Annotated in this window: 23 protein-coding genes and 2 pseudogenes; 15 read left to right on the top strand and 10 right to left on the bottom strand. The window is 44.7% G+C overall.

Annotated elements, in window-relative coordinates; translation table 11 throughout:
- Positions 1–22: 22 nt before the first annotated feature.
- The gene (gene ffh, locus EXU57_RS12585; RefSeq protein ID WP_133268571.1) at positions 23–1,345 is read left to right on the top strand and encodes a signal recognition particle protein; all 1,323 of its coding nucleotides are present in this window, start codon (positions 23–25) and stop codon (positions 1,343–1,345) included.
- An 81-nt stretch (positions 1,346–1,426) separates the two neighbouring features.
- On the opposite strand, the gene EXU57_RS12580 is transcribed toward ffh, so the two are convergent.
- Complete coding sequence (locus tag EXU57_RS12580) at positions 1,427–2,347, bottom strand: lytic transglycosylase domain-containing protein (protein ID WP_133268570.1); 921 nt, start codon at positions 2,345–2,347, stop codon at positions 1,427–1,429.
- A gap of 530 nt (positions 2,348–2,877) precedes the next feature.
- Between EXU57_RS12580 and rpsP the strand changes: the two are divergent.
- Positions 2,878–3,117 (top strand): annotated as a pseudogene (rpsP, locus tag EXU57_RS25885) (30S ribosomal protein S16); the annotation flags it as partial.
- A 318-nt stretch (positions 3,118–3,435) separates the two neighbouring features.
- Positions 3,436–3,957: a ribosome maturation factor RimM gene (rimM, locus tag EXU57_RS12570; RefSeq protein WP_133268569.1), complete on the top strand. Its 522-nt coding sequence runs from the start codon at positions 3,436–3,438 to the stop codon at positions 3,955–3,957.
- Between the two features lie 12 nt (positions 3,958–3,969).
- Here rimM and EXU57_RS12565 read toward each other — a convergent pair.
- The 3 genes and pseudogenes from EXU57_RS12565 to EXU57_RS12560 all read right to left on the bottom strand — a co-directional run.
- Positions 3,970–4,404 (bottom strand): annotated as a pseudogene (locus tag EXU57_RS12565) (DinB family protein); the annotation flags it as partial.
- 12 nt (positions 4,405–4,416) lie between these two features.
- Positions 4,417–4,563, bottom strand: coding sequence for a hypothetical protein (locus EXU57_RS25110; RefSeq protein WP_165958124.1), 147 nt, complete (start codon positions 4,561–4,563; stop codon positions 4,417–4,419).
- Positions 4,564–4,802: 239 nt separating this feature from the next.
- A complete protein-coding gene (locus tag EXU57_RS12560; protein WP_133268567.1) occupies positions 4,803–5,393 on the bottom strand; it encodes a Crp/Fnr family transcriptional regulator in 591 nt (196 codons plus the stop codon).
- 75 nt (positions 5,394–5,468) lie between these two features.
- Here EXU57_RS12560 and dinB point away from each other — a divergent pair, with 75 nt between their 5' ends.
- Complete coding sequence (gene dinB / locus EXU57_RS12555) at positions 5,469–6,617, top strand: DNA polymerase IV (RefSeq protein ID WP_133268566.1); 1,149 nt, start codon at positions 5,469–5,471, stop codon at positions 6,615–6,617.
- Between the two features lie 97 nt (positions 6,618–6,714).
- Complete coding sequence (locus EXU57_RS12550) at positions 6,715–7,350, top strand: peroxiredoxin (protein WP_133268565.1); 636 nt, start codon at positions 6,715–6,717, stop codon at positions 7,348–7,350.
- 72 nt (positions 7,351–7,422) lie between these two features.
- Here the strand turns inward: EXU57_RS12550 and EXU57_RS12545 are convergent, their stop codons facing one another.
- The 4 genes from EXU57_RS12545 to rlmN form a co-directional block, all read right to left on the bottom strand.
- Positions 7,423–8,154 carry an RluA family pseudouridine synthase gene (locus EXU57_RS12545; RefSeq protein ID WP_133268564.1) on the bottom strand — a complete coding sequence of 244 codons (732 nt, stop codon included), beginning with the start codon at positions 8,152–8,154 and terminating at the stop codon, positions 7,423–7,425.
- A gap of 142 nt (positions 8,155–8,296) precedes the next feature.
- A complete protein-coding gene (locus EXU57_RS12540; RefSeq protein ID WP_133268563.1) occupies positions 8,297–9,301 on the bottom strand; it encodes a pseudouridine synthase in 1,005 nt (334 codons plus the stop codon).
- Positions 9,302–9,408: 107 nt separating this feature from the next.
- A complete protein-coding gene (locus EXU57_RS12535) occupies positions 9,409–10,050 on the bottom strand; it encodes a hypothetical protein (RefSeq protein WP_133268562.1) in 642 nt (213 codons plus the stop codon).
- A 230-nt stretch (positions 10,051–10,280) separates the two neighbouring features.
- Positions 10,281–11,339: a 23S rRNA (adenine(2503)-C(2))-methyltransferase RlmN gene (rlmN, locus tag EXU57_RS12530; RefSeq protein ID WP_133268561.1), complete on the bottom strand. Its 1,059-nt coding sequence runs from the start codon at positions 11,337–11,339 to the stop codon at positions 10,281–10,283.
- 343 nt (positions 11,340–11,682) lie between these two features.
- Between rlmN and EXU57_RS12525 the strand changes: the two genes are divergently transcribed.
- Positions 11,683–12,879, top strand: coding sequence for an acetyl-CoA C-acyltransferase (locus EXU57_RS12525; RefSeq protein ID WP_133268560.1), 1,197 nt, complete (start codon positions 11,683–11,685; stop codon positions 12,877–12,879).
- Between the two features lie 162 nt (positions 12,880–13,041).
- Here the strand turns inward: EXU57_RS12525 and hisS are convergent, their stop codons facing one another.
- Together hisS and EXU57_RS12515 are read right to left on the bottom strand one after the other, a co-directional pair.
- The gene (gene hisS, locus EXU57_RS12520) at positions 13,042–14,409 is read right to left on the bottom strand and encodes a histidine--tRNA ligase (RefSeq protein ID WP_133268559.1); all 1,368 of its coding nucleotides are present in this window, start codon (positions 14,407–14,409) and stop codon (positions 13,042–13,044) included.
- 64 nt (positions 14,410–14,473) lie between these two features.
- On the bottom strand, positions 14,474–14,932 hold the full coding sequence (locus tag EXU57_RS12515) for a low molecular weight protein-tyrosine-phosphatase (protein WP_133268558.1): 459 nt from the start codon (positions 14,930–14,932) through the stop codon (positions 14,474–14,476).
- A gap of 367 nt (positions 14,933–15,299) precedes the next feature.
- On the opposite strand from EXU57_RS12515, the gene EXU57_RS12510 reads away from it, so the two are divergent.
- The 9 genes from EXU57_RS12510 to EXU57_RS12470 all read left to right on the top strand — a co-directional run bounded on the left by EXU57_RS12510 (position 15,300) and on the right by EXU57_RS12470 (position 22,622).
- Positions 15,300–15,557 carry a hypothetical protein gene (locus EXU57_RS12510; RefSeq protein WP_133268557.1) on the top strand — a complete coding sequence of 86 codons (258 nt, stop codon included), beginning with the start codon at positions 15,300–15,302 and terminating at the stop codon, positions 15,555–15,557.
- Positions 15,558–15,560: 3 nt separating this feature from the next.
- Positions 15,561–16,463, top strand: a complete 903-nt coding sequence (locus EXU57_RS12505; RefSeq protein ID WP_133268556.1) for a PstS family phosphate ABC transporter substrate-binding protein — start codon at positions 15,561–15,563, stop codon at positions 16,461–16,463.
- Positions 16,464–16,500: 37 nt separating this feature from the next.
- Positions 16,501–18,189: a tetratricopeptide repeat protein gene (locus EXU57_RS12500; protein WP_133268555.1), complete on the top strand. Its 1,689-nt coding sequence runs from the start codon at positions 16,501–16,503 to the stop codon at positions 18,187–18,189.
- A 126-nt stretch (positions 18,190–18,315) separates the two neighbouring features.
- A complete protein-coding gene (locus EXU57_RS12495; protein WP_133268554.1) occupies positions 18,316–18,717 on the top strand; it encodes an NADH-quinone oxidoreductase subunit A in 402 nt (133 codons plus the stop codon).
- Positions 18,718–18,973: 256 nt separating this feature from the next.
- Positions 18,974–19,537, top strand: coding sequence for an NADH-quinone oxidoreductase subunit B (locus tag EXU57_RS12490; protein ID WP_133268553.1), 564 nt, complete (start codon positions 18,974–18,976; stop codon positions 19,535–19,537).
- Between the two features lie 69 nt (positions 19,538–19,606).
- Entirely contained in the window at positions 19,607–20,203 is a 597-nt protein-coding gene (locus EXU57_RS12485; protein ID WP_133268552.1) for an NADH-quinone oxidoreductase subunit C, read from the top strand.
- Positions 20,204–20,283: 80 nt separating this feature from the next.
- A complete protein-coding gene (locus EXU57_RS12480) occupies positions 20,284–21,522 on the top strand; it encodes an NADH-quinone oxidoreductase subunit D (protein WP_133268551.1) in 1,239 nt (412 codons plus the stop codon).
- A 150-nt stretch (positions 21,523–21,672) separates the two neighbouring features.
- The gene (nuoE, locus tag EXU57_RS12475; protein ID WP_133268550.1) at positions 21,673–22,176 is read left to right on the top strand and encodes a complex I 24 kDa subunit family protein; all 504 of its coding nucleotides are present in this window, start codon (positions 21,673–21,675) and stop codon (positions 22,174–22,176) included.
- An 8-nt stretch (positions 22,177–22,184) separates the two neighbouring features.
- The gene (locus EXU57_RS12470) at positions 22,185–22,622 is read left to right on the top strand and encodes a nuclear transport factor 2 family protein (RefSeq protein ID WP_165958123.1); all 438 of its coding nucleotides are present in this window, start codon (positions 22,185–22,187) and stop codon (positions 22,620–22,622) included.
- Positions 22,623–22,654: the final 32 nt, after the last annotated feature.

The following is a 22,654-nucleotide window of genomic DNA, read 5'->3' as shown; positions in this document are numbered from 1 at the left end:
AATTAAGTAAACAGAGCTATAGATGTTTGAATCACTCAGTGATCGGTTGGATACCGCCTTTAAGAATCTAAAAGGCGAAGCGAAGATTACAGAACTTAATGTGGCTGCAACGATCAAAGAGATCCGTAGAGCCCTGGTCGACGCCGATGTAAACTACAAGATTGCAAAGGAGTTTACTGACAAAGTAAAAGAGATTGCCCTTGGCACCAAGGTGATTAATGCGGTTAGCCCAAGCCAGTTGATGGTTAAAATCGTAAAAGACGAGTTAACCGAACTCATGGGCGGCACCGAAAGCGAGTTCAATACAAAGGGTAGTCCTGCTGTGGTGCTTATTGCCGGGTTACAGGGAAGTGGTAAAACAACCTTTAGCGGTAAACTCGCTAGTTTTTTAAAAGCAAAGGGAAAAAGCCCTTTACTGGTTGCGTGCGACATCTACCGTCCAGCGGCGATTGACCAGCTTATGGTCCTCGGCGGCCAGGTAGGCGTTGATGTTTATACTGAACGCGAAAACAAAGATGCCGTTTCAATTGCACTCAATGCAATAAAGGAGGCAAAGGCGAAAAACAAAAATATTGTCATCATCGATACCGCGGGCCGTTTGGCAATTGATGAAGCGATGATGAACGAGGTGGCAAACATAAAGGCTGCCGTAAACCCGAACGAAATTCTGTTCGTGGTGGACAGTATGACCGGGCAGGACGCGGTAAATACGGCGAAAGCTTTCAACGAACGACTCGACTTCAGTGGAGTGGTGCTAACAAAACTTGATGGTGACACAAGGGGCGGAGCGGCACTATCGATCAAATACACGGTAGAGAAGCCAATCAAGTTCGTAAGCAGTGGCGAAAAGCTTGATACACTCGATGTGTTTTACCCTGAGCGTATGGCCCAAAGGATTTTGGGAATGGGAGACATTACTACCCTGGTTGAAAAAGCACAGGCACAATACGATGAGGTAGAAGCAAAAAGACTCGAAAAGAAGATTCGGAAAAACCAGTTCGATTTCCAGGACTTCCTCGATCAACTGCAACAGATCAAAAGGATGGGTAATCTTAAAGACCTCATGGGAATGATCCCGGGTATCGGAAAGGCAATTAAAGATGTTGATATCAGTGACGACGCGTTCAAAGGGATTGAGGCAATCATCAAAAGTATGACCCCGTACGAAAGGAGCAACCCCGATGATATTGGAACAAGCCGTAAGAACAGGATTGCAAAAGGTTCAGGCAAGAGCCTTGAAGATGTTAACGCATTTATGAAGCAATTTGATCAAATGCGTGAAATGATGAAGATGATGAATAAGATGCCTATGGGTATGGGTAAAATGCCCGGCATGAGAAGATAATGTCCTTTGTTTTATAAAAAAGCCCCGACCTGTTTGGATCGGGGCTTTTTTATTTGTCTTGCTTCGTCCTAAGCCAACGGCTTATTTGCCGGCAGGGAGAGAGATGGTGTAAGACTTGCCAGCCGGAACCGAAAGTGAGCGGTTGCGTAACCATGGGTTCAGCAATTTGACCATTTTGTAAGTTGTACCTTTATCAATTGCCCATTGTGCGAGGTTCGAAATCGAAGATGTAACAACAACCTGGCGAGTCTCAATAGTACGGTAGCCATTATCGTCGGTAACCATATACCCCATTTGTTTGGCATTGCTCATCAGCTCTTTAAAGCTAAGGATACGGAAGATGTATTTATTGGTCTCTTCAGGTAGTTGTAAATCGTAGTAATACTTGGATTGCTGAAAAGTTGCCTGTGCATTATAGCCTCCCATGCCACAGTTGTATGATGCAGCAGCTGCGGTCCAGCTTCCAAACCGGTCATAAGCCTGTTTCAGGTATTTGCAGGCTGCATCAGTTGACTTGCGCACTTCGTAACGCTCGTCCACGTCTTCACTGATTTGGAGATTGTAGCCGGGGCCGGTGGTTTTCATAAACTGCCAAAATCCGGTTGCCCCCACTTTTGAGATCAGGTTTTGCAGGTTGCTTTCTGCAACACATAGATACTTAAAGTCATCGGGGATGTTATTGGCTTTAAGCCGCTCTTCAATTAGCGGAAAATACCGTTTAGACAGCTTGAGAATGTAACTGATGTGCCCGGGATTATTGTAGTTGTAAATCAGTTCGCGGTCAAATGCCTCATGAACTTCCCAGCGGTCCAGCGGAACACTTTCACCGGCAAAACTGGCTTGTTTTGGAACTTCAGGCAAATACAATTTCGGTAACACCTGGGCCTGGTATTTTGTGGTACCGGATTGTTCATCGTCTTTGAAAGCACATTGAGCGATCAGGAACATGCCGAAGAGCGTTCCAACTGAAAAAACAACAATAGATCTGAATTTTGACGTCATAAGAAGTGCAATTATTGAAGTTACCGGTAAAAGTAAAGCGTTTAAATAGTATAATAATCGCTCAACTATTTATTAGGCGGTCTTTTTGCCAGGCCGGATAAACACGTTTTTGCCGTAGACACAGCAGATTTGAATTTTGTAATTTATCCTTGTTTGAACCTCATTGACTTAGGTGTGCAACCATTGCCGGAACGGATTGCATGTGGATAAAGGCAACCTCCCGAAAACTTTTACAGTCATTACTGATGCGGAAGCGCAGAATGTGGAGACATGTATTCTTTAAGCGGTCCTACGCCGATTAGCGCGGCGAACCGGGCTTAAAACATGGGTGTATATTTGAGCGGAGCATATATTTGGAAACGTAGGTGTTCCGGATTCGAAACAGCTAACGAGCTTAAGGTTAAACAAATTCTTTAAGAGCCGTTTTGGCTAAAATTCACATGGAAATCTCTTTGGAATTTCCATCGGGATCCTTTACTTTTGCCTTCCGAAAAACCAATTTAATAACCGCATTTAAATTTTTATTTAAGATGCCAGTAAAAATGAGACTGCAGAGACACGGCAGCAAAAAAAGACCATTTTATTTTATCGTGGTTGCTGATGCCCGTGCTCCAAGAGATGGTAAGTTCATCCAGAAGATTGGAACTTACAATCCATTAACTGTACCCGCTACAGTGCAATTAGACCGCCAAAAAGCTTTGGATTGGTTGCATAAAGGTGCTCAGCCTACAGATACCGTTCGTAGAATTTTGTCCTTTAAGGGTGTTCTCTTCCTGAAACACTTGTTACGTGGGGTAGGGCTTGGTCTTTTCGACGAAGCTACCGCGATGGAAAAGTTCCAGGTATGGCACACTGAACATGAAGCACAGGTTCGCAAGCGTACTGAAGAAAATCGTCGAAACCAGCGTAATCGTCGTACTCCGCCAATGGTTCGTCGTACTGATAAAGGAAATGCTGCTGCACCACCTGCCGCAGGAGAAGCCACCGCTTCCTAACCAGTTCTATAAACAATATTTAAAATAGTCTCCAATTTGGAGACTATTTTAGTTTAATTCATCCGGAAGCGGATTTAATTTATACGTGAAGGCATGAAAGACTATTTCAGTGTAGGTAAAATTGTTGCCACTTATGGTTTGGCCGGCGAAGTGGTATTAGCACATGCTCTTGGTAAGCAAACGGACCTTAAAGGTCTTGAAACCATATTTGTTGAAGAGCGGAAAGACAGCTTTTTGCCATACTTCGTTGAAAGTACAAAGCTGAAGAATCATACGGAAGTATACCTGAAACTTGAGGGTTTTAACAGCAAAGAAAGTGCACGCCGGATGATTCAGAAAGAGGTTTGGCTGCTTAAAACAGATTTCAACAAGTTTGCCGGATCCGCTTCCCCAATCTCGCTGCTTGGCTATACCATGATCAACGAAGGGAAACCCATTGGTGAAGTAATAGAAGTTATAGAGCAGCCAATGCAGGTACTATGTAAGGTAATGATTAACGGTGTTGAAGCACTGATACCTATCCACGGGGAGAGCCTGCTAAAAATCGATAAGAAAAAGTTGCAGGTTCACGTTCAATTACCTGATGGGCTGCTCGAGATCTACACCAATCCCTGACTCCGTCCCCGATTAGGCGCGACGCAATAACCTCGCATTAGAGTAGCCTGCTATGGCAGTTTGTGCTTGTTTAATGTGCCGCTCATTGTGCGCCACGAAAAACATGAACACATCGCCCAATTTAAGTTTTATAAATCTGGCTATGGAAATTGGAACCTTCACTGCATTAAGGTCTGTTGTTTTCGCCCGTTCCAGCAGGTTGAGCAATTGTTGTTGCTGTTCACGGAACTCGTTGATTACAGCCTCGCCATCAAGGTTCAACCCTGGCTGATGTCCTTTCGGTGCCTGCATCTTTTTCAGTTTTCCATCCGCCTTTGGACGCATGCTCCTCGTAAAATAGTCGCCAAGCCATCCAGGGGTAAAGTCCGCTGTAGAAGTCGCTCCCGGTTTTGTTGAAGCCATAGCTTTTTCGATTTCGGGAAGGTAATAACGTCCATAGCTGTTTAGGTGTTCAAGACATTAAAGTGCATTCCATTTACCCTGTCCAGGTGAAAATTCGAGTGAGCCCGAAGGAAGCTTGAGCCATTCGGTTTCGACTTCTTTTAGTAATTGGGAGGTTGTAGCCGAAAGATCGGCCAGCAGGTATGAGGTTTTATAAACTTGCATAATTTTTATTTTGAAACAAATCTGCACCGGTTTATCCAGCTAAATCTTGGCCTGCACCAACATTTTTACGCTGGCCTGAATCCGAACTAACGTATTCTACCCTTACAGAAAAGACCCAACGTAATCCTGGTTGTACCCCTGTGCTTAAACATACCTCCTGATGCTGGTAGCTTCATCAATGATCAGATCCTAAGCGTTAACGGCCCGTTTAGTCACCCGGCAGTTCGCGGTGGCTTGCATTACAGCCGTACGCTACCCAGCAGCTTGCTAAAAGTTGTGGCGTCTAATCCCAGGTAAGAAGCCAGGTATTTATGCGGGATAAGGTTAAGCACATGTGGGCTCCGCTTTAACAGTACCCTGAATTTTTCTTCCGCCGAAAAACACTGGAGCTCAATTTGGCGTTCGAGCACACCTGCGAGGGTATAACTCACGGCCATCCTGATACAACGTTCAATCCGCTGATGTTTGTTCATCAACTCGTCAAGCTGTAGAAAGGTGGTGCGGAGAAAGGAACTTTGCGTAAGTGTTTCGAGATAATATTTTGAGGGTTGTTGCAAAAGAAAACTATCCGCAACTCCCGAAAAAGAACCTGCATACGAAAAGACCAGCGTTGCTTCTTTATCGTCGTTCTTCAGGTAAAATGCCCTTTGTACCCCTTCCAACACATAGTAAAGGTGTTTTTCCGTATCGCCTGCAGCAGTCAAAATCAGCTTTCGCTTCGCTGTAAATGGCTGCCATATCGCTGCAAAATCATACCATTCCTCTGCAGATAATTCCTGGAAGAAATTTACCAGCTTCTGTAATTTGTAAAGTGGGTCGTCGGCAGTCATGTTTTGGCTTAAAACTAAAATAGCTAAAACAGGAGGAATGAAAAAAACAAATTGGATTTGGTAAATTCGTTTCCGATGCAGACACCCCAACGGTATATTGCCCACTTCGACCTGGACAGTTTTTTTGTTTCCGTTGAGGTTTTGAATAATCCAGCTCTCAAAGGTAAACCAGTGCTTGTTGGCGGCCACAGTGAACGGGGCGTAGTAGCAGCATGTAGTTACGAGGCCCGCAAGTTTGGTATTCACAGTGCAATGCCAATGAAGAAGGCTATGCAACTTTGCCCCCATGCAATTGTAACAAATGTTAGCCGGAGTGATTACAGCCGGTACTCCCGGATTGTTACTGAAATAATCGCTGCAAAAGCACCGCTGTTCGAAAAAGCATCAATCGATGAATTCTACCTTGATTTATCCGGTATGGATAAATATTTCGATCCTTTTCAGTGGACCATTAACCTGAGGGAAGAGATTACCGCAAAAACCAATCTGCCAATTTCATTTGGGCTCGCCAGCAACAAAATGGTCGCGAAAATGGCTACAAACGAAGCAAAACCGAATGGCTACCTGCAAGTACCGCCCGGTTTCGAGCAGGAATTTCTTGCACCATTGAGCGTAGATAAGATACCTGGTGTCGGCGATCACACCTATCAAACCCTTCTTGGCATCGGTGTCCGTACGATCAGGGATGTAAGTGACCGGGGCAGGGAGGAACTCGAACGGTTACTTGGGAAATATGGTCCGGAACTTTGGCTAAAGTCGCAGGGAAAGCATTTCAGCCCGGTATCGCCTTACCATGAAGCGAAATCAATTTCTACGGAAAACACTTTTGAAGAAAATACCGCTGATTTATCCTTTCTGCTGTCAGAGTTGGTACGGATGACCGAACGTGTAGGTTATGAACTCCGGCAGGATGATAAGCTTGCCGGCTGTATTGCCGTCAAGCTCCGCTATCCCGACTTTACAACCGTGTCAAAACAAATGGCCATCGATTATACATTGCGCGACGATGAGCTGATCAGGTTTGCAAAAGACCTGTTTACTAAGCTGTATAAGAAAGGAACACCGGTGCGATTGCTTGGTGTAAGATTAAGTGAGCTCACCAACCAGCCAATACAGGCAAACTTGTTTGAAGATGTTGAGCGAAAAACGGAACTGTATAGGGCGATCGACGACGTCAAAAACAAGTTCGGGAAGAATCTATTAAAGAAAGCACGGACCATATAACCGTCCGATTTTTTACAATTAAATTACGCAATACTCTACTTATTTAGTAGGATATTAATACCTTCGCACAGCGATTATAAACCTTTAAAACTACATTATGAGTTTACGTTTAGGAGATATTGCTCCAAATTTCAAAGCGAACACTTCTATTGGCGAAATCGATTTCTACGAATATCTTGGCGACGGCTGGGGTGTTCTGTTTTCGCACCCTGCCGATTATACCCCGGTTTGTACCACTGAATTGGGCAAAACTGCAGCGCTACAGGGGGAATTTGCAAAGCGTAATGTAAAAGTTCTTGCACTCAGTGTAGATCCTATCGATAAGCATCATGGCTGGATCAACGACATCAATGAAACACAAAATGTAAATGTGGAGTTCCCGATTATCGCTGACCAGGATAAAAGCATTGCCAATCTCTATGGTATGATTCACCCAAATGCTTCTGAAACAACCACGGTGCGTTCACTTTTCGTGATTGGACCCGATAAAAAAGTAAAACTGACCATTACTTATCCGGCAAGCACCGGCCGTAATTTCTTTGAAGTGCTGAGGGTGATAGATAGTCTTCAGCTCACCGCTACCCATAGTGTGGCTACACCAGCCGACTGGAAAGATGGGGAGGATGTTATTGTTGTAAATTCCATCAGCACAGAAGACGCTGAGAAGCGTTTTCCAAAGGGGGTTAAGGTAGTGAAACCCTACCTGCGGTATACTCCCCAACCAAACAAGTAAAGCTTTTCATTTTTGTTTTTTTTACGGCCCGGGCTTTCCAGCCCGGGTTTATTGTTTTACCTCCTGCCCAAACTAAACTGATGTATTTGCGCTATGGCTGTGTTTTCTCAGCTGTTGCAGCAAAGCTTTAAGATCTTTTGCAAGCGGTGCCTCAATCTCAAGAGGGATGCCATGTTCATCATTAAACTTTAGCAGACGTGAGTGGAGTGCAAGCCTGTTCATGATCGGTCTTTCTTCAAATTCGTTCTTACTTAGCTTAAATTTGCGTTTGATAGAAGAAAGCAGGATGGGCTTCCCGTCGCCATACAGCTCGTCGCACACAATCGGGTTGCCAAGGTACTGCATATGCACCCTGATCTGGTGGGTACGACCGGTGTGTATGCGAAAATCAACAAATGAATAACCGCCAAATTCTTCAATAACCTTGTAGTCAGTCAACGACGGTTTGCCTTTTTTGTGGATGATCATCTTTGTCTGCTTTCCTGGATGCTCCATGATCGAGGCGTCTATACTTCCTTCCTTATTCATCAACGTCCCGTTAACCACGCCGGTATAGTATTTCTCTACATCACGGCCTTCAAAGATCTTTGAAAGGTGCTTATGGCTTTCTTCAGTTTTTGCAAAAACGATTACTCCACTGGTGTCTTTGTCCAGGCGATGAACCGTAAACACTTTACCAAGGCTATCCTGCAAAAGTGTTTTTAACGACACTTCCTGGCCCATTCGATTGGGAATTGACAGGAGTCCCGAGGGTTTGTTTACAGCAATAATACTATCGTTTTCAAAAAGAATTTCTGGCTTCATTTCAATGTAATCACCGGTTGAATTAATGGCAACCGGGTGGCTTTTGATTATAATTAATGGGAGATACGCATGCTGGAAAAAATCAGGCAATGCAGTTTATGGAAAGATAAATGTGAGCAGGTCCCAACGATGTAACTACTACTTAGTCTTTGCTTTTAACAAAAGACTGGTTCATGAACTTCAGTATACGCAATTCTTTTTCCGACAGAAAACGCCACTTGCCGCGTTGAACATTTTTTTTCGTTAGCCCGGCATACATCACCCGGTCAAGTCCTTTTACATCATACTTCAGGTGCTCGAACATGCGTCGAACAATACGGTTGCGCCCACTGTGAATTTCTATTCCAATAATGCTTTTGTCATTTGCATCAGCGTAGGCAATTGCATCAGGAGCAACAAATCCATCTTCAAGCGTTATACCACCGGCAAGTTTGTCGAAATCACCTTTTGTGAGCACACGATCAAGCCGGACTTCATAAACTTTCTTTACTTCGTGCTTGGGATGCGACAGTTTTTGGGCGAGTTCTCCGTCATTAGTAAGCAACAGTACACCCGAGGTATTCCTGTCCAGCCGGCCAACAGGGTAAACCCGTTCAGTAGTAGCATGTTTAACCAGGTCAAGAACCGTTCTCCGGCCCTGAGGGTCTTCAGCTGTAGTAATGTAGTCTTTTGGTTTATTGAGCAGGATATAAACGTTGTTACGCGATGGGGTTATCTTCTTTCCTTCGACTTTAACAACGTCATGGTCGAGGATCTTTACACCGGGCTCAGAAATCAACTTGTCATTAACCGTCACTTTCTGGTTCTTGATCAACTCTATTGCATCCCGCCGCGAGCAAATACCGCTATGCGCAATATATTTGTTTAGAGGCATGCTTTCGAGGGGCTTGGCTTCTTTCGAAACCGGGGTTACACTAGCTTTCTCCTGCCTTGTGCCTTTTTTATCCTGGGCCGGTTTTTCGGCGGACTTTGGTTTTACCGGTTGTCCCTGTTGGGCAAGACGCTGTTCCCTCTTACGGGCGTAGTGCTCCTCAATGGCTGCTGCGCGCTCTTTTTTTTCTTTTCTTTTTTCCTGGCGTAGTTTTTCTTTAACAGCTCCCGCTTTGGGTTGCTTTACAAACTTCTGGAAGTTATCGGTACGTTGCATGAGTGAAATTTTGCTTGCTGTTTTCCAACAGTAAATAGATTGACCGCCGAAGTTAAACTAAAAACGGCAGACACAAGGCCTGCCGCTCAGTATTAACGGTTTGTAAATTATAAAGCTTTTGCTTTCCTGTCATCCTTCAAAGACTCCATTTTCTCTTTTTGCTCACTGGTAAGTATGCCCGAAACTTCCTGCTTGTGTTGGCTTCTAAGCGTTTGAAGTTGGGTTTTCTTTTGTTCCTTCGTCAATGCCTGGTCTTGTTGAATACTTCTTGCCCTGGTTCTCATGCTTTCATTCAGGGTTTTCATTTTCACCTGTTGATCAGCAGAAAGGTTAAGTTCAGAGCCGGCTAAATCTTTTCGGCCACCTTTTACTTTGTGTGCTTTTCCACCTTTATGGGGCTTCGCTTCAGTAAGTTTTGCTTTTTGCTCAGCAGTCAGTAGCTTCTCAACATTTGCACGATGTTCTTTTGCCAGTGCTTCTCTACGCTCGCGTTGCTCCTTTACAGTAATTGCGTCGTTATTTTTCAACTCCAGCATTTTCTTCTTGTAATCTTCGTTCAAGCTCTTCATCTCCTGTTGCTGGGCTGCCGTAAGGTTTAGTTCCTTAAACTTGCCTGCCATTTCCTGGTGTTTGCCACGGTGGCCTTTTAATTCAGTTTTTTCCTTTTTCGCCAGGCCTTTATCTGTTTGGGCCATAGCCGAAAATCCCATTACTGTCATTGCCATCAGGCTTAAAAATACTTTTTTCATAATTGCTTATTTGCAGGATAGACGCCGGCAGTTATCAGGGGTTTAAAGCAGATGAACGCTGACCCTGTTAAGATATTTACAAAGTGAAAACGGGTAGGATAAGGCTTTTCTAAAGAAAATAAATAGGTTGGTCATCCTGGAACAATAGGGGGAATACTTTTAAGACACAAAAAACCCTCATGTGTCTCTGGCAACATGAGGGTCGGAATAAGTTTGTGCCTTATCATTACTTAAGCATCTACACCAATCGAGTTTTTATTTGCGAGTTGTCCGCAGGCAGCATCAATATCTTTTCCACGGCTTCGTCTCAGTCGCGCATTCACCCGGTTTTTCGAAAGATGATTCATGAAGCGTTCTGTTGCTTCCTGGGTGGGCTTTTCAAATTTCGCCGCGTCGATCGGGTTGTACTCAATAATGTTTACGAGGTCGGCGGGTACCTGCCGGTAAATCTTGATCAGCTCCTCTGCATCTTTAACACTGTCGTTGAAGTCCTTGAAGAGGATGTATTCGAAGGTAATTTCGTTTTTCGTTTTCTCGTAGAAGTAGTTAAGCGCGGCAATAAGCTCTTTTATGTTATTGCTCTCATTAATCGGCATGATCTCATTTCGCTTCAGATCATTTGCAGCATGCAGGCTCAACGCAAGGTTAAAACGTACCTGGTCATCGCCAAGTTGCCGTATCATTTTAGCCACTCCGGCAGTTGAAACCGTTATTCTTCTCGGACTCATGCCCAGTCCATCCGGTGAACTAATCCTCTCTACAGCCCTGAGCACATTTTTATAGTTCAGCAAGGGCTCACCCATACCCATAAAAACTATGTTTGTTAACTTCTTGCTATAAACCCGCTGGGCTTGTTGATTGATCAGTACTACCTCATCGTAAATCTCGTCAAAATCAAGGTTTCGTTTGCGCTCGATATAGCCCGTTGCGCAGAACTTACAATTCAGGCTACAGCCGATCTGCGACGACACACATGCTGTCTGGCGTTCATCATTGGGAATAAGCACACCTTCTACCGCAAAACCCTCGACCGTTTTGAACCGGCTTTTAACCGTGCCATCCTCGCTGTATTGTGTCGTCTCAATCTGTAGTGCCGGTAAAGTAAAGTGTTCTGCAAGTTTAATCCTGAGTTCTTTACTCAGGTTGGTCATTGCTTCAAATGAATGCGCATGTCTTAGCCAGAGCCATTCGAACACCTGTTTAGCCCTAAACTTTTTTTCACCCATTTGCTCAAAGTATTGAGTCAACTCATCAAGGGTTAAATGACGAATGTTCTTTGCTGATTTCATAAATGCAAAAGTAGTGTGTAATCTGCAGGGAACGTAGCGCGAACCCCTAAAGCCGATTTAAAGTTTCCCCGGTCGGGCCAATTGTACACAAAGTTTGTTTTTCAAGGTTAGAGTGTTAAAATTGGTACAAAGAAGGCCTGCTGCACTAATCTGTCTGCGACGAGGTTCGAACTTGCACATTGGTTGCAAAATGTTTTAAAAGCCGTTCACCTGCGGATAGTCGTCACGAACAATATTCATTTCAGCCCGGTCCACATAGGGGGTTCGTGCTTAATGTTTAATTTCGACCCGGGTGGTTTTTGCGATTCTATACAATTGAAACATCAGCACAGCTAAGCCAATTATGCACACTGCCTACATTATCGATGCTATCCGGACGCCAATTGGCAAATATGGGGGTGCCCTAAGTGCTTTCCGGCCCGACGATCTGCTTGCGAAAGTCATTAGCAGCCTGGTACAACGCAACCCCGGTGTCGACGTAAACGACATTGAGGACGTAATTGCCGGAGCTGCCAACCAGGCGGGGGAGGACAACCGGAACGTTGCCCGTATGGCTGCATTACTCGCGGGGTTGCCCGTCTCCGTCGCCGGCACCACCGTTAACAGGTTATGCGCCTCCGGCTTACAGGCGATTATGGATGCTTCCCGTGCAATCGCGTGCGGCGATGGCGACCTGTACATTGCCAGCGGGGTTGAAAGTATGACCCGGGCACCGTTCGTCATGGCTAAAAGCGATGGTGCTTTTTCGAGAAAGACCGAAATGTTTGATACTACACTCGGTTGGCGTTTCCTCAATAAGGATCTCGCCGCTAAATTTCATCCTTACTCGATGGGCGAAACGGCAGAAAACATCGCCACCCAGTGGAAGGTGGGTCGGGAAGAACAGGACCATTTTGCATTGCGCTCCCAGGAGAAATATTTTGCTGCCCTGGAAGCCGGAAAGTGGCATCATGAGATCCTTCCCGTCGCTATGGGTTCAGATCAGGAGAAACTGGTACAGACTGACGAACATCCGCGAATGTCAACCCTGGCGAAACTTGCTGCTCTGCAGCCCGCCTTTGTAAAAGATGGAACCGTAACTGCCGGTAATTCTTCCGGCATCAACGACGGCGCAGCAGCAATGTTGCTTGCCTCGGCCGACGCCGTAAAAAGATATGGTTTAAAACCCCGCGCGCGCATTGTGGGTATGGCAGTTGCCGGGGTTGACCCTGCTACCATGGGTATTGGTCCGGTGCCGGCCACCCGTAAAGTGTTAGCACGCGCCGGCTTATCCATCAACGATATTGAGCTCGTAGAACTAAATGAAGCATTTGCATCGCAGTCAATTGCCTGCTTAAAAGAACTTGGTATCGATCCAGCAATCGCAAACGTCAATGGGGGCGCAATTGCGCTGGGGCACCCCCTCGGGTGCAGCGGAGTTCGTATTTCTACAACTTTACTGTACGAAATGCAAAGACGCAGGGCAAAGTATGGGCTTGCAACAATGTGCATCGGGGTAGGGCAGGGCGCGGCGGTTATATTTGAAAACCTCGACACCTAGAAAAAACGGGTTTCCCTATGTTTTTTATGGACCTGGCAGAAACGCTTTGGGCGTCATCGTTGCCCGCCCGGCTGAAGCCATTCGGACGCGGCGTCGCACTACTTTCATCGGCAACACACTATTCATCTTAGTTATGTTGGTGATAATAAGACGGGTTTACCATCAGCTCCAGTCAAAGTCCACCAACCCTGCGTGTGCTAATATTTGCTGGCTGCCTTGTTTCAACGACTTTACAACACAGGTTTCATTCGCAAGCTCCTCGCTGCCTATGATCACCGCGTAAGGAATGTCTTTTTTGTCGGCATATTTAAACTGTTTATCAAACTTAACCTGGTCGGGATATATCTCAGCAGCAATGCCTTTCTCCCTCAACGTTTGCATCAGGCTGAATGCTGCTTTTGCTTCCTCTTCGCCCATATTAAAGAAAAGCACTTTTGTTCCCGTTGCCACATTTTCAGGAAACAGTTTTAGTTCATCAAGTACATCGTAAATGCGGTCTACCCCAAAACTTATACCTACACCTGGCACATTCGGCACACCAAATAAGCCGGTAAGGTCATCGTAACGGCCACCACCCCCGATGCTCCCAATTTGAACATCGATTGCTTTTACTTCAAAGATTACCCCGGTATAATAATTCAATCCACGTGCAAGTGTAAAGTCGGTTACCAAGGTGTCTGTAACGGTCGCGGGCAAAAACTGCAGCAGGAATTCCAACTCGCGAATGCCGTGTATCCCAAGGTCGTTTTCGCCAATGAGGGCCTTTAGTTCAGCAAGCCGTTCTGTGTTAGAACCTGAAATCAATAAATAACGCTCGATAATCGTAACCTGTTCCGGGTTGAGCCCCCTGTCTGCCAGCTCCTCCTTCACCTTGTCCAAACCAATTTTGTCGAGTTTGTCAATTGCAATGGTAATGTCCATCATTTTGTCTGGCCCTCCGCAAACTACTGCAAGTGCACCCAAAATTTTCCTGCTGTTTATCTTTATTTCAACGGGTACCCGAAGCTGCTTAAATACGGAATGGTAAATGTTGGCGAGTTCGGCTTCGATAAGCAGGCTTTTGCTGCCAACTACATCCGCGTCGCATTGGTAAAACTCACGATATCTACCTTTCTGCGGTCTGTCCGCCCGCCAGACCGGTTGTATTTGATACCTTTTGAAAGGCATAGTAAGTTGACCGAAGTTGGTGGCAATATACCTTGCAAATGGAATAGTCAGGTCGTACCGAAGGGCCCGCTCAGTAAATGATTTAACCGATTTGCCCTCAAGCACTTTCTCAAGATCGTTACGGGCAGCCTCATGTTTGGCGGGGTTATCAAGTCCATTGTTAAGTATCTTGAAGATAAGTTTATCTCCTTCCTCGCCGTATTTACCCATCAGGGTTTCGAGATTTTCCATAGCAGGGGTTTCGAGTGGCTGGAAGCCGTAGGTCTCGAAAACATTCCGGATACTATTGAAAATGTAAGCACGCTTTCGAACCGTCTCCGACGCAAAATCTCTTGTTCCCTGGGGTAGTCCCGGTTTTGCCATTAAAATCCTTTAAGTAGTTGGTAAAAATTTGCCGCTGCAAGTAGGCATATGGCTGTTAGAGGTACTATTCAGCGTATCTTTCAACAATACGACTGCAGGCCTCGTCAATCATCTTGTAAACATCATGATAGTCGCGTTCCTGGCCATACCATGGGTCGGGTACACTCTTGTTTTTGCCTGGCTCTACTTCGTTCAGCAATAGGCTCACCTTTGATTCATCCCAAAGATTGCCACTGATCTTTTTCACTTGCTGGTAGTTTTCGCGATCCATTACATAGATCTTATCAAAGCGAAGCATGTCTTCCCGAACAAACTGACGGCAGCACTGGTCACAAATGTCTATCCCGTTTTGCAGTGCAACCTTTTGAGACAAATGATGCGGCGGCTCTCCCGTTTGATAATGATTCGTTCCGGCACTATCTACTTCCCAGTCGAGGTTTGCTTCTGCAATTTTGTTCCACATAATTCCCTGTGCAAGGGGACTTCTGCAAATATTACCGAGGCAAACCATTAAAATTTTCATAATGGCAAAGATAGTATTGAAACATCAACAGCGTAATCTTACCCCATTTCGTAGAAAAGCACTTCAAGGGAAGGCAAACGAATTAACTGCAATTTCAGTCCTGTGTTCATTAGGGTCATTCGACATTGGGGCGTGCTCCTTAAGATGGATGCAATTGCCGGATTGGTTTGTCATACCTCCATCCTGCATATTCCAATTTAACATTTACCTCAAACAAACTATTGTGGAATTGAAATAATCCCGGCATCTAAAATCAAAATGGGCTTGCAACGACGTTTTGCGTTAAGCCGTCCTAAATGTTAAGCACTGTTTTTTCATCAACAATTCCCGGTATTACAATCCGTAAACATTTTCAATTTTATCTATCTTGCCGACCCCTATACTTGCTGAAATGGAAAATGAATATAGAGAGAAGAGAAACAAGCGTTACGCTAATATGCGTGCCATTATCGACTTCGGAATGGGAGTTCTTTATTTAGCAGTCGCTTTCCTGATGTTTTTTGCCGAAAAGATTGGTTTTGATTGGATTGGCTTTGATATGATATTCCGTTATATCTTCGGCGGGATCTGTTTGTTATATGGCGGATGGAGAATATACCGCGGCATAAAGAAAGACTACTTTTGAGTGATGAAGATCTTATCCATATTATTCCTGGTTGTAATTGTAGCAGGGTGCAACAATTCGACAAAACCGGTTGAAAAACAGGAGACTGCTGTCAGTGGTACCATTAATATCAGCGTCGACGAAAGCTTTCAACCAGTGATAAGTGAGCAGCTAAAAGTTTTTCTTTCCTCATACCCTAAAGCAAACATCAAAGCCAATTATAAGTCTGAAGCGGATTGTTTAAGGGATCTCCAGAGCGATAGCACCAGGCTTGTAATCATATCCCGTGGATTGAACGACGAGGAACTGGGTTATTACAGATCAAAACTTGAATTTAAGCCATTGTACGATTTGCTGGCGTATGATGCTATTGCAGTGATTGTAAATCGATCGAATACCGACTCATCGTTCACGCTGGCAGATCTGAAAGACATGCTTTCGGGTAAAAGAAATGCAAATGTGGTGGTGGATGGCAAAAATGCAACCAGTACGGTAAGATATTTGATTGATTCAGTGCTCCGTGGAACGCCGCTTGGGAAAAATGTTACTGCTGCTTACAATAGCGAAGACGTGGTAAAGTATGTTGCCAATAATGCTGGTTCGGTTGGCTTTGTTGGCGTGAGCTGGTTAAGTGAAACTGACGATCCGCAGAAAGCTGCGATTATATCAAAAGTAAGAATGGCGCTTATTGAATGTCAGGACTGCGAGGAAGGGCTTTATGCAAGACCGTCACAGGAAACCATTATGCAGGGCCAGTATCCTCTGGTACGTGGATTGCATTATATTTTAAAGGAAAACTGGTCGGGTTTGGGTACAGGCTTCATCAACTTCATGACAATAGAAAGGGGCCAGTTAATTTTCAGGAGGTCATACCTGGTGCCAGGTAAGATGCAGTTTAAGCGTCGTAAGACCCGAATACCTGCGTAGAGAAAAGTGAATAATCAAACAACATAAACACAAACACATGAAGAAAATCACGTTTTTAATTTTAGCCGTTTTGTTTGCCGGAAAGTTGTTGCAAGCACAGAATATTGATGAGGGGAGAAAGTTTTTGTATTATGATCGCTTTACCAGCGCTAAAAATACTTTTAATAAATTAATCTCCTCGAATGCAAAGAATGCTGAGGCAATCTACTGGCTTGGGCAAACACATCTCCGGCAGGATGATGTTGCAGGAGCTGCAGCACTGTACCAGAAGGCGCTCCAGGATGGTGTAAACGAACCGCTAATCTGGATTGGAATGGGCCATGTAGAATTGTTGCAAGGCAAAAAAGACCAGGCTAAACAAAGGTTTGAACAGGCGATTACTGCCACTAAAACCAAAAAAGGCGATAATCCGGATATCCTTAATGCGATCGGCCGCGCAAACGCGGATGGTCCATCTACTGTGGGCGACCCTGCTTATGGTATCGAAAAGTTAAAGATAGCTGCAGAACGTAATCCAAAAGATCCGGATATTTTCATCAACATGGGTATCAATTACCTGAAACTTGGTAACGACCGTGGCGGTGATGCGTATGAAGCATTCAACAACGCTTTGAGGATTGATCCAAACAATGCTCGTGCAAAATATCGTTTGGGAAGGATTTTCTTAAGCCAGGGTAATGTTCCAAAGTTTGAAGAATACTTTACAGGAGCAACTACATCCGATGCTGCTTTTGCACCTGCATATCTTGAGCTTTATAACTATTATGCTAATCGTGATGTAAATAAAGCGAGAGAATACCTTGACAAATATGTTGCTAACACCGATAAGGACTGCACAGTTGATTACTTTTCTGCTGAATACCTTTTCCGTGCTGGTAAATACCAGGAGTCTTTAAATGCAGCCAAGGCTATGGAAACTGGTGCGTGTAAAGATTTTCCGCGTTTGAAAGTTTTGTATGCTTATAACTACGACAGGCTTGGCGACAGCCTTCAGGCAAAATCTAACATTGACGCGTTTATGAGCACTGCTGCTGCTGAAAAAATTCAGTCTACTGACTACCTTTTTGCAGCAACCGCTTCTAAAAAAGTAAAAGGTAGTGAGCAGGACGCGATCAAATACCTTACAAGAGCAATCGAACTTGATACGGTTAGAGCTAATCGCATCCAATACCTCGATACTATTGCATTCTTGTACAGGAACCTGGGTCAGCATGATATGAGGCTTCAGTACCTAATTCAGAGCTACAACCTGAACCCTGCACCTTCTGATTTTGACCTTTACAATACAGCCGACGCCGCAATCAGTGCAGCACAGTATAAAATGGCTGATAGTCTTGCAAACATCTACATTCAAAGGAAGCCTGAACAGGAGTTTGGCTACTCCCTTAAGGTACGGGCTGCTAAACTTGCTGACGTGGACTCAACTGGAACTGCCTTCCCTGCAGTTGAACAATACATCGACTTCCTGGCTAAGGATACTGCCAAGAACATGTCTAAGATCAAGTCGCAATATTATTATATGGCTTCTTTAGCTTCAGACAAGATGAAGGATTATCCAAAAGCGATAGAGATCCTTAAGAAAGTGCAAACAGTAGATCCTAATGATGAGTTTGCTTTAAAAGCAATTCCTGTTCTACAAAATGCAATAAACCCGAAGCCAGCTAAAGCAGCAGCCGCTAAGCCAACCGCTAAGCCAGGTGCTAAAGCGCCTGCTAAGAAGAAGTAGGCTATTGAAAGGAGTAATTCTCCATGATTACAATATAAAGCTCCCCTGCATTCATTTGCAGGGGAGCTTTTTTATTATATGGTTTGTATGCATGACCGCCTTATTTTTGCCGGGTAAATTTTGCCCATGTTTTTACTCCAAGCTGCCGCCGGTGTTGATGAGGTTAATTCAGCCGCAAACTATTTTCCGATTGGCCTCCAACTGTTCTGTGCCATCGGTTTTGTTGCCTTGATGATGGGACTTACCCACCTGCTTGGCCCCAAAAGGAACACCAGCGATAAATTAGAAAACTTTGAGAGTGGTATCGAGGCAGTCGGAAATGCAAGGCAGCCGATGGCTGTGAAGTACTTTCTGGTGGCCATTTTATTTGTGCTCTTTGATGTGGAGGTTATTTTCTTCTATCCTTACGCGGTCAATTTCAGGGAATTGGGATGGTCTGGATTCGGAGCAGTCGCGATGTTTGTAGGATTTTTCCTGGCAGGCTTCTACTACATTATCAAGAGAGGAGCACTAACCTGGGAAGACTAGTTTGTTTTGAGGTTGCATCGTTCAGACTTGCTGGTGCAAAGGGGTAGCTTCAACGAAGGATAATCATTTCGGTTTTAAAAAATTACCCCTTTCGTTCAGGTGTTAACTAACAAAGTTGCACGACCGGTTGTTGTAGGTATAGGGTGCGGCTGTGTTCAGAATAATGTTTCTCCATGGTCGTGTTTAATTTAAGAGTTTGCTATCAAGCTGGCACGGGTTTTTGAGCTTATTTTGCATATACAAAATCGGAGGAATTATGGAACGTCCAGTTAGGTTTAATACAAAGGTGAAGGAGCTTGAAGCTCCGGAAGGTTACATGGGGGAAGGGTTTATGGCAACATCGTTCGATAAAGTAATTGGTCTTGCACGTAAGAACTCAATGTGGCCCTTGCCTTTTGCAACAAGTTGCTGTGGAATCGAATTCATGGCTACCATGGGCTCTCATTACGATCTATCGCGTTTTGGTGCAGAGCGACTTGGATTTTCGCCTCGCCAGTGTGACCTATTGATGGTTATGGGAACAATTGCGAAGAAAATGGGCCCAATTGTGCGGCAGGTATATCTTCAAATGGCAGAACCACGTTGGGTGATGGCTGTCGGTGCTTGTGCCTGTTCCGGGGGAATATTCGATACTTATAGTGTTTTACAGGGTATCGACCAGGTTGTACCCGTTGATGTATATGTTCCGGGTTGTCCGCCCAGGCCTGAAGCGATCTTAGAAGGATTTATGCAGATCCAGGAATTGGTTGGTAACGAAAGCCTCAGAAGGCGTAACGGTGAGAAGTATAAAGAACTATTAGGGGCATACGGTATACAATAACAAACCAAAATGTTGGTTTGTGTAGGTAGTGGTGCGAGAAGCTAAAATAAGTTTAATCAAAGGCGATAAATGGCGTTAACTAACGAGTATATTATGCAGCGCCTGCTGGAAAAGTTTCCGGAGCAGGTATCAAATTTTGAAGAACCCTATGGCTTTTTAACCTTTGCTGCGCCAAAAGAATTAAACCTGAAGGTCATTCAGTTTTTATACGATGATCCTGAATTACGCTTTCAGTTCCTTACCGACCTCTGTGCTGTTCACTACCCGGAAAGGGTAGGAGAAGAGCTGGCCATTGTTTATCACCTGCACAATCTCGCAGATAACATCCGGGTTCGGTTCAAAGTATATACCAATATCGAAGAGCCCGATGTATTTACGCTTACCAACATTTATGAGGCTGCTAACTGGCTCGAGCGTGAAACCTACGACTACTATGGGGTGAATTTTGTTGGCCATCCGAACTTAAGGAGAATCTTGAACGTTGAGGAGATGGATTACTTTCCTATGCGAAAAGAATTTCCGTTGGAAGACCAAACAAGGATCGATAAAGATGACGAAATGTTTGGTCGTGGATCAAGGTTAGATTTCGGGAACACCAGGGATGATCGCTCTGACTCAACTATACCTGAAAGTGAGAAAGGACATGATCATAATTACCCGGTTTAGCTTTATAAACGGTTTGTGATGCTGACCAGGACCATTGGATTAATACGGCGCCGAAACGGCGATTAAATAAAATTTTTTAAATGTCTCTTGTAGAACATCAAAAAAATCACGTGCGGCTTCCTGATGGGAGCATTGAAAAGCAGACAACGACCCTAAACCTGGGACCTACACACCCGGCGACACACGGGGTTTTTCAAAATATACTTGAGCTCGATGGTGAACGCATTGTGGACGCGGAGCAAACCGTCGGATATATACATCGGGCATTTGAGAAAATAGCCGAACGCCGGCCACTCTACCAGATCACCCCACTCACCGACCGCTTAAATTATTGCAGCAGCCCAATCAACAATATGGGCTGGCACCTCACCTGCGAAAAGCTATTGGGTATAAAAACACCTAAGCGGGTTGATTATCTCCGTATCATTATCATGGAGCTTGCACGCATCTCCGACCACCTCATCTGCAACTCAGTTGTGGGGGTTGATACCGGTGCTTTTACCGGCTTCTTGTATGTGATGCAATACCGCGAGTTGATTTATGAAATATACGAAGAGGTTTGTGGCTCAAGGTTGACGACCAACATAGGCAGGATTGGGGGCTTTGAGAGAAACTTCAATGATGTTGCATTCCGCAAGTTGGAGAAATTCCTGAAAGAGTATCCAAAGGTTTTGAAGGAGTTTGAGAACCTGTTTAGCCGTAACCGGATTTTTATGGATCGAACCCAGGGGGTTGGTGGAATTAGCGCTGAAAGAGCACTGAACTACGGCTTTACGGGTCCTAACCTGCGTTCTGCAGGAGTGGATTACGATGTACGCGTTCATTCGCCCTATAGCAGTTACGAGGACATGAACTTTACTATCCCGGTTGGTAAGTCCGGTGACTGTTATGACAAGTTTCTTGTTAGAAACGAAGAGATGTGGCAGAGCCTGAACATTATTCAGCAGGCTTATCAAAAAGTACAGGAGTTCAAGGGAGCTGAAGCTGACGTTTTCCATGCTGATGTTCCGGAATATTACCTGCCTGAAAAAAAAGACGTTTACACCAAAATGGAAGCCCTAATCTGGCATTTCAAAATCATCATGGGTGAAATTGACATGCCGGCAGGTGAAGTATACAACGCAGTTGAAGGCGGAAACGGTGAACTTGGGTTTTACCTGATAAGCGATGGCGGGCGTGCTCCATTCCGTTGCCGGTTCCGCAGGCCATGTTTTATATACTACCAGGCATATACCGAACTGGTAAAAGGAAGTATGTTAAGTGATGCAATCATCACCTTAAGTTCGCTCAACCTGATAGCAGGTGAAATGGATGGCTAATTCAGCTGTTCATTTTTGTAGCCTTAACACCCGGATGGACCGTGACAACTTAGACGTCTTCTGTTGTCGCATTTGAACTTATTTCAATCCGGTTGAACATGAAGTATTGTACAGTACATCGTACCTTTTTGAATATTAGAAATCATATTAATGGCATTGCAATTCTCACAACTGCAACTCGACAAGGTGCAGGAAATCATACAACGTTATCCTGAAGGGCGCCAAAAAAGTGCCTTAATTCCGGTGTTGCATATTGCTCAGGAGGAATTTGGTGGTTGGCTGGATGTTCCTGTGATGGATTATGTGGCAGAGTTGCTTGGAATTACACCCATAGAAGTGTATGAAGTAGCCAGCTTTTACAGCATGTATAATCTTAAGCCGGTTGGCAAATTCGTGTTCGAAGTATGCCAGACCGGACCTTGCATGGTGAGGGGGAGTGATGGCATAATTGACTATATCAAGAATAAGCTGGGCATTGATGTTGGCGGTACAACCCAGGACGGGTTATTTACTTTAAAGACCGTGGAGTGTCTGGGAGCTTGCGGGTATGCTCCAATGATGCAGCTGGGCAAACATTACAAAGAGCATTTGACGCCCGAACGGGTTGATGCAATCATCGAAGAATGTCGAAACTTTTCAGCCATAAACAATTAATTGCAATTATGAAAGCATGTTTTTTATCGATACTCCTGTTTGCCGTAGTTAATGTTACGCTTGCACAGTCGGCTGATGAGAAAGCGGTTTGGGCCCGCGTTGAAGCCTTGAATGATGCTGTTTTCGGTACCAAGGACGAAGCTACGATCCGCGAACTTGTAAGCACTAAACTCACTTATGGACATAGTGCAGGCAATATTGAGGATCAGCAAACGATGATCCAAAATGCTTCCAAAAGCAAGGCCGTTTACAACAATAAGTCAACTGAGCGCCTGGGGCTCTTTTTCGTTGACAAAACCGCAATCGTCCGTTATATATTTCGTGCTACTTCAGTTGAAAACGGCAACGAAGCACCCCTGAATATTAGCTTGTTGCAGGTTTGGGCAAAAGAAAAAAACAAATGGAAGCTGGTAGCCCGGCAGGCAGTGAGAGTAAGCCCAAAGTAGTCCTGCAATAGCCATTGCACTAGCCTTACACC

The organism is Segetibacter sp. 3557_3 (assembly GCF_004354985.1).
Classification (GTDB): domain Bacteria; phylum Bacteroidota; class Bacteroidia; order Chitinophagales; family Chitinophagaceae; genus Segetibacter.
The sequence above is the reverse complement of the archived record's forward strand: the minus strand, read 5'-3'. Positions and strand labels throughout refer to the sequence as shown.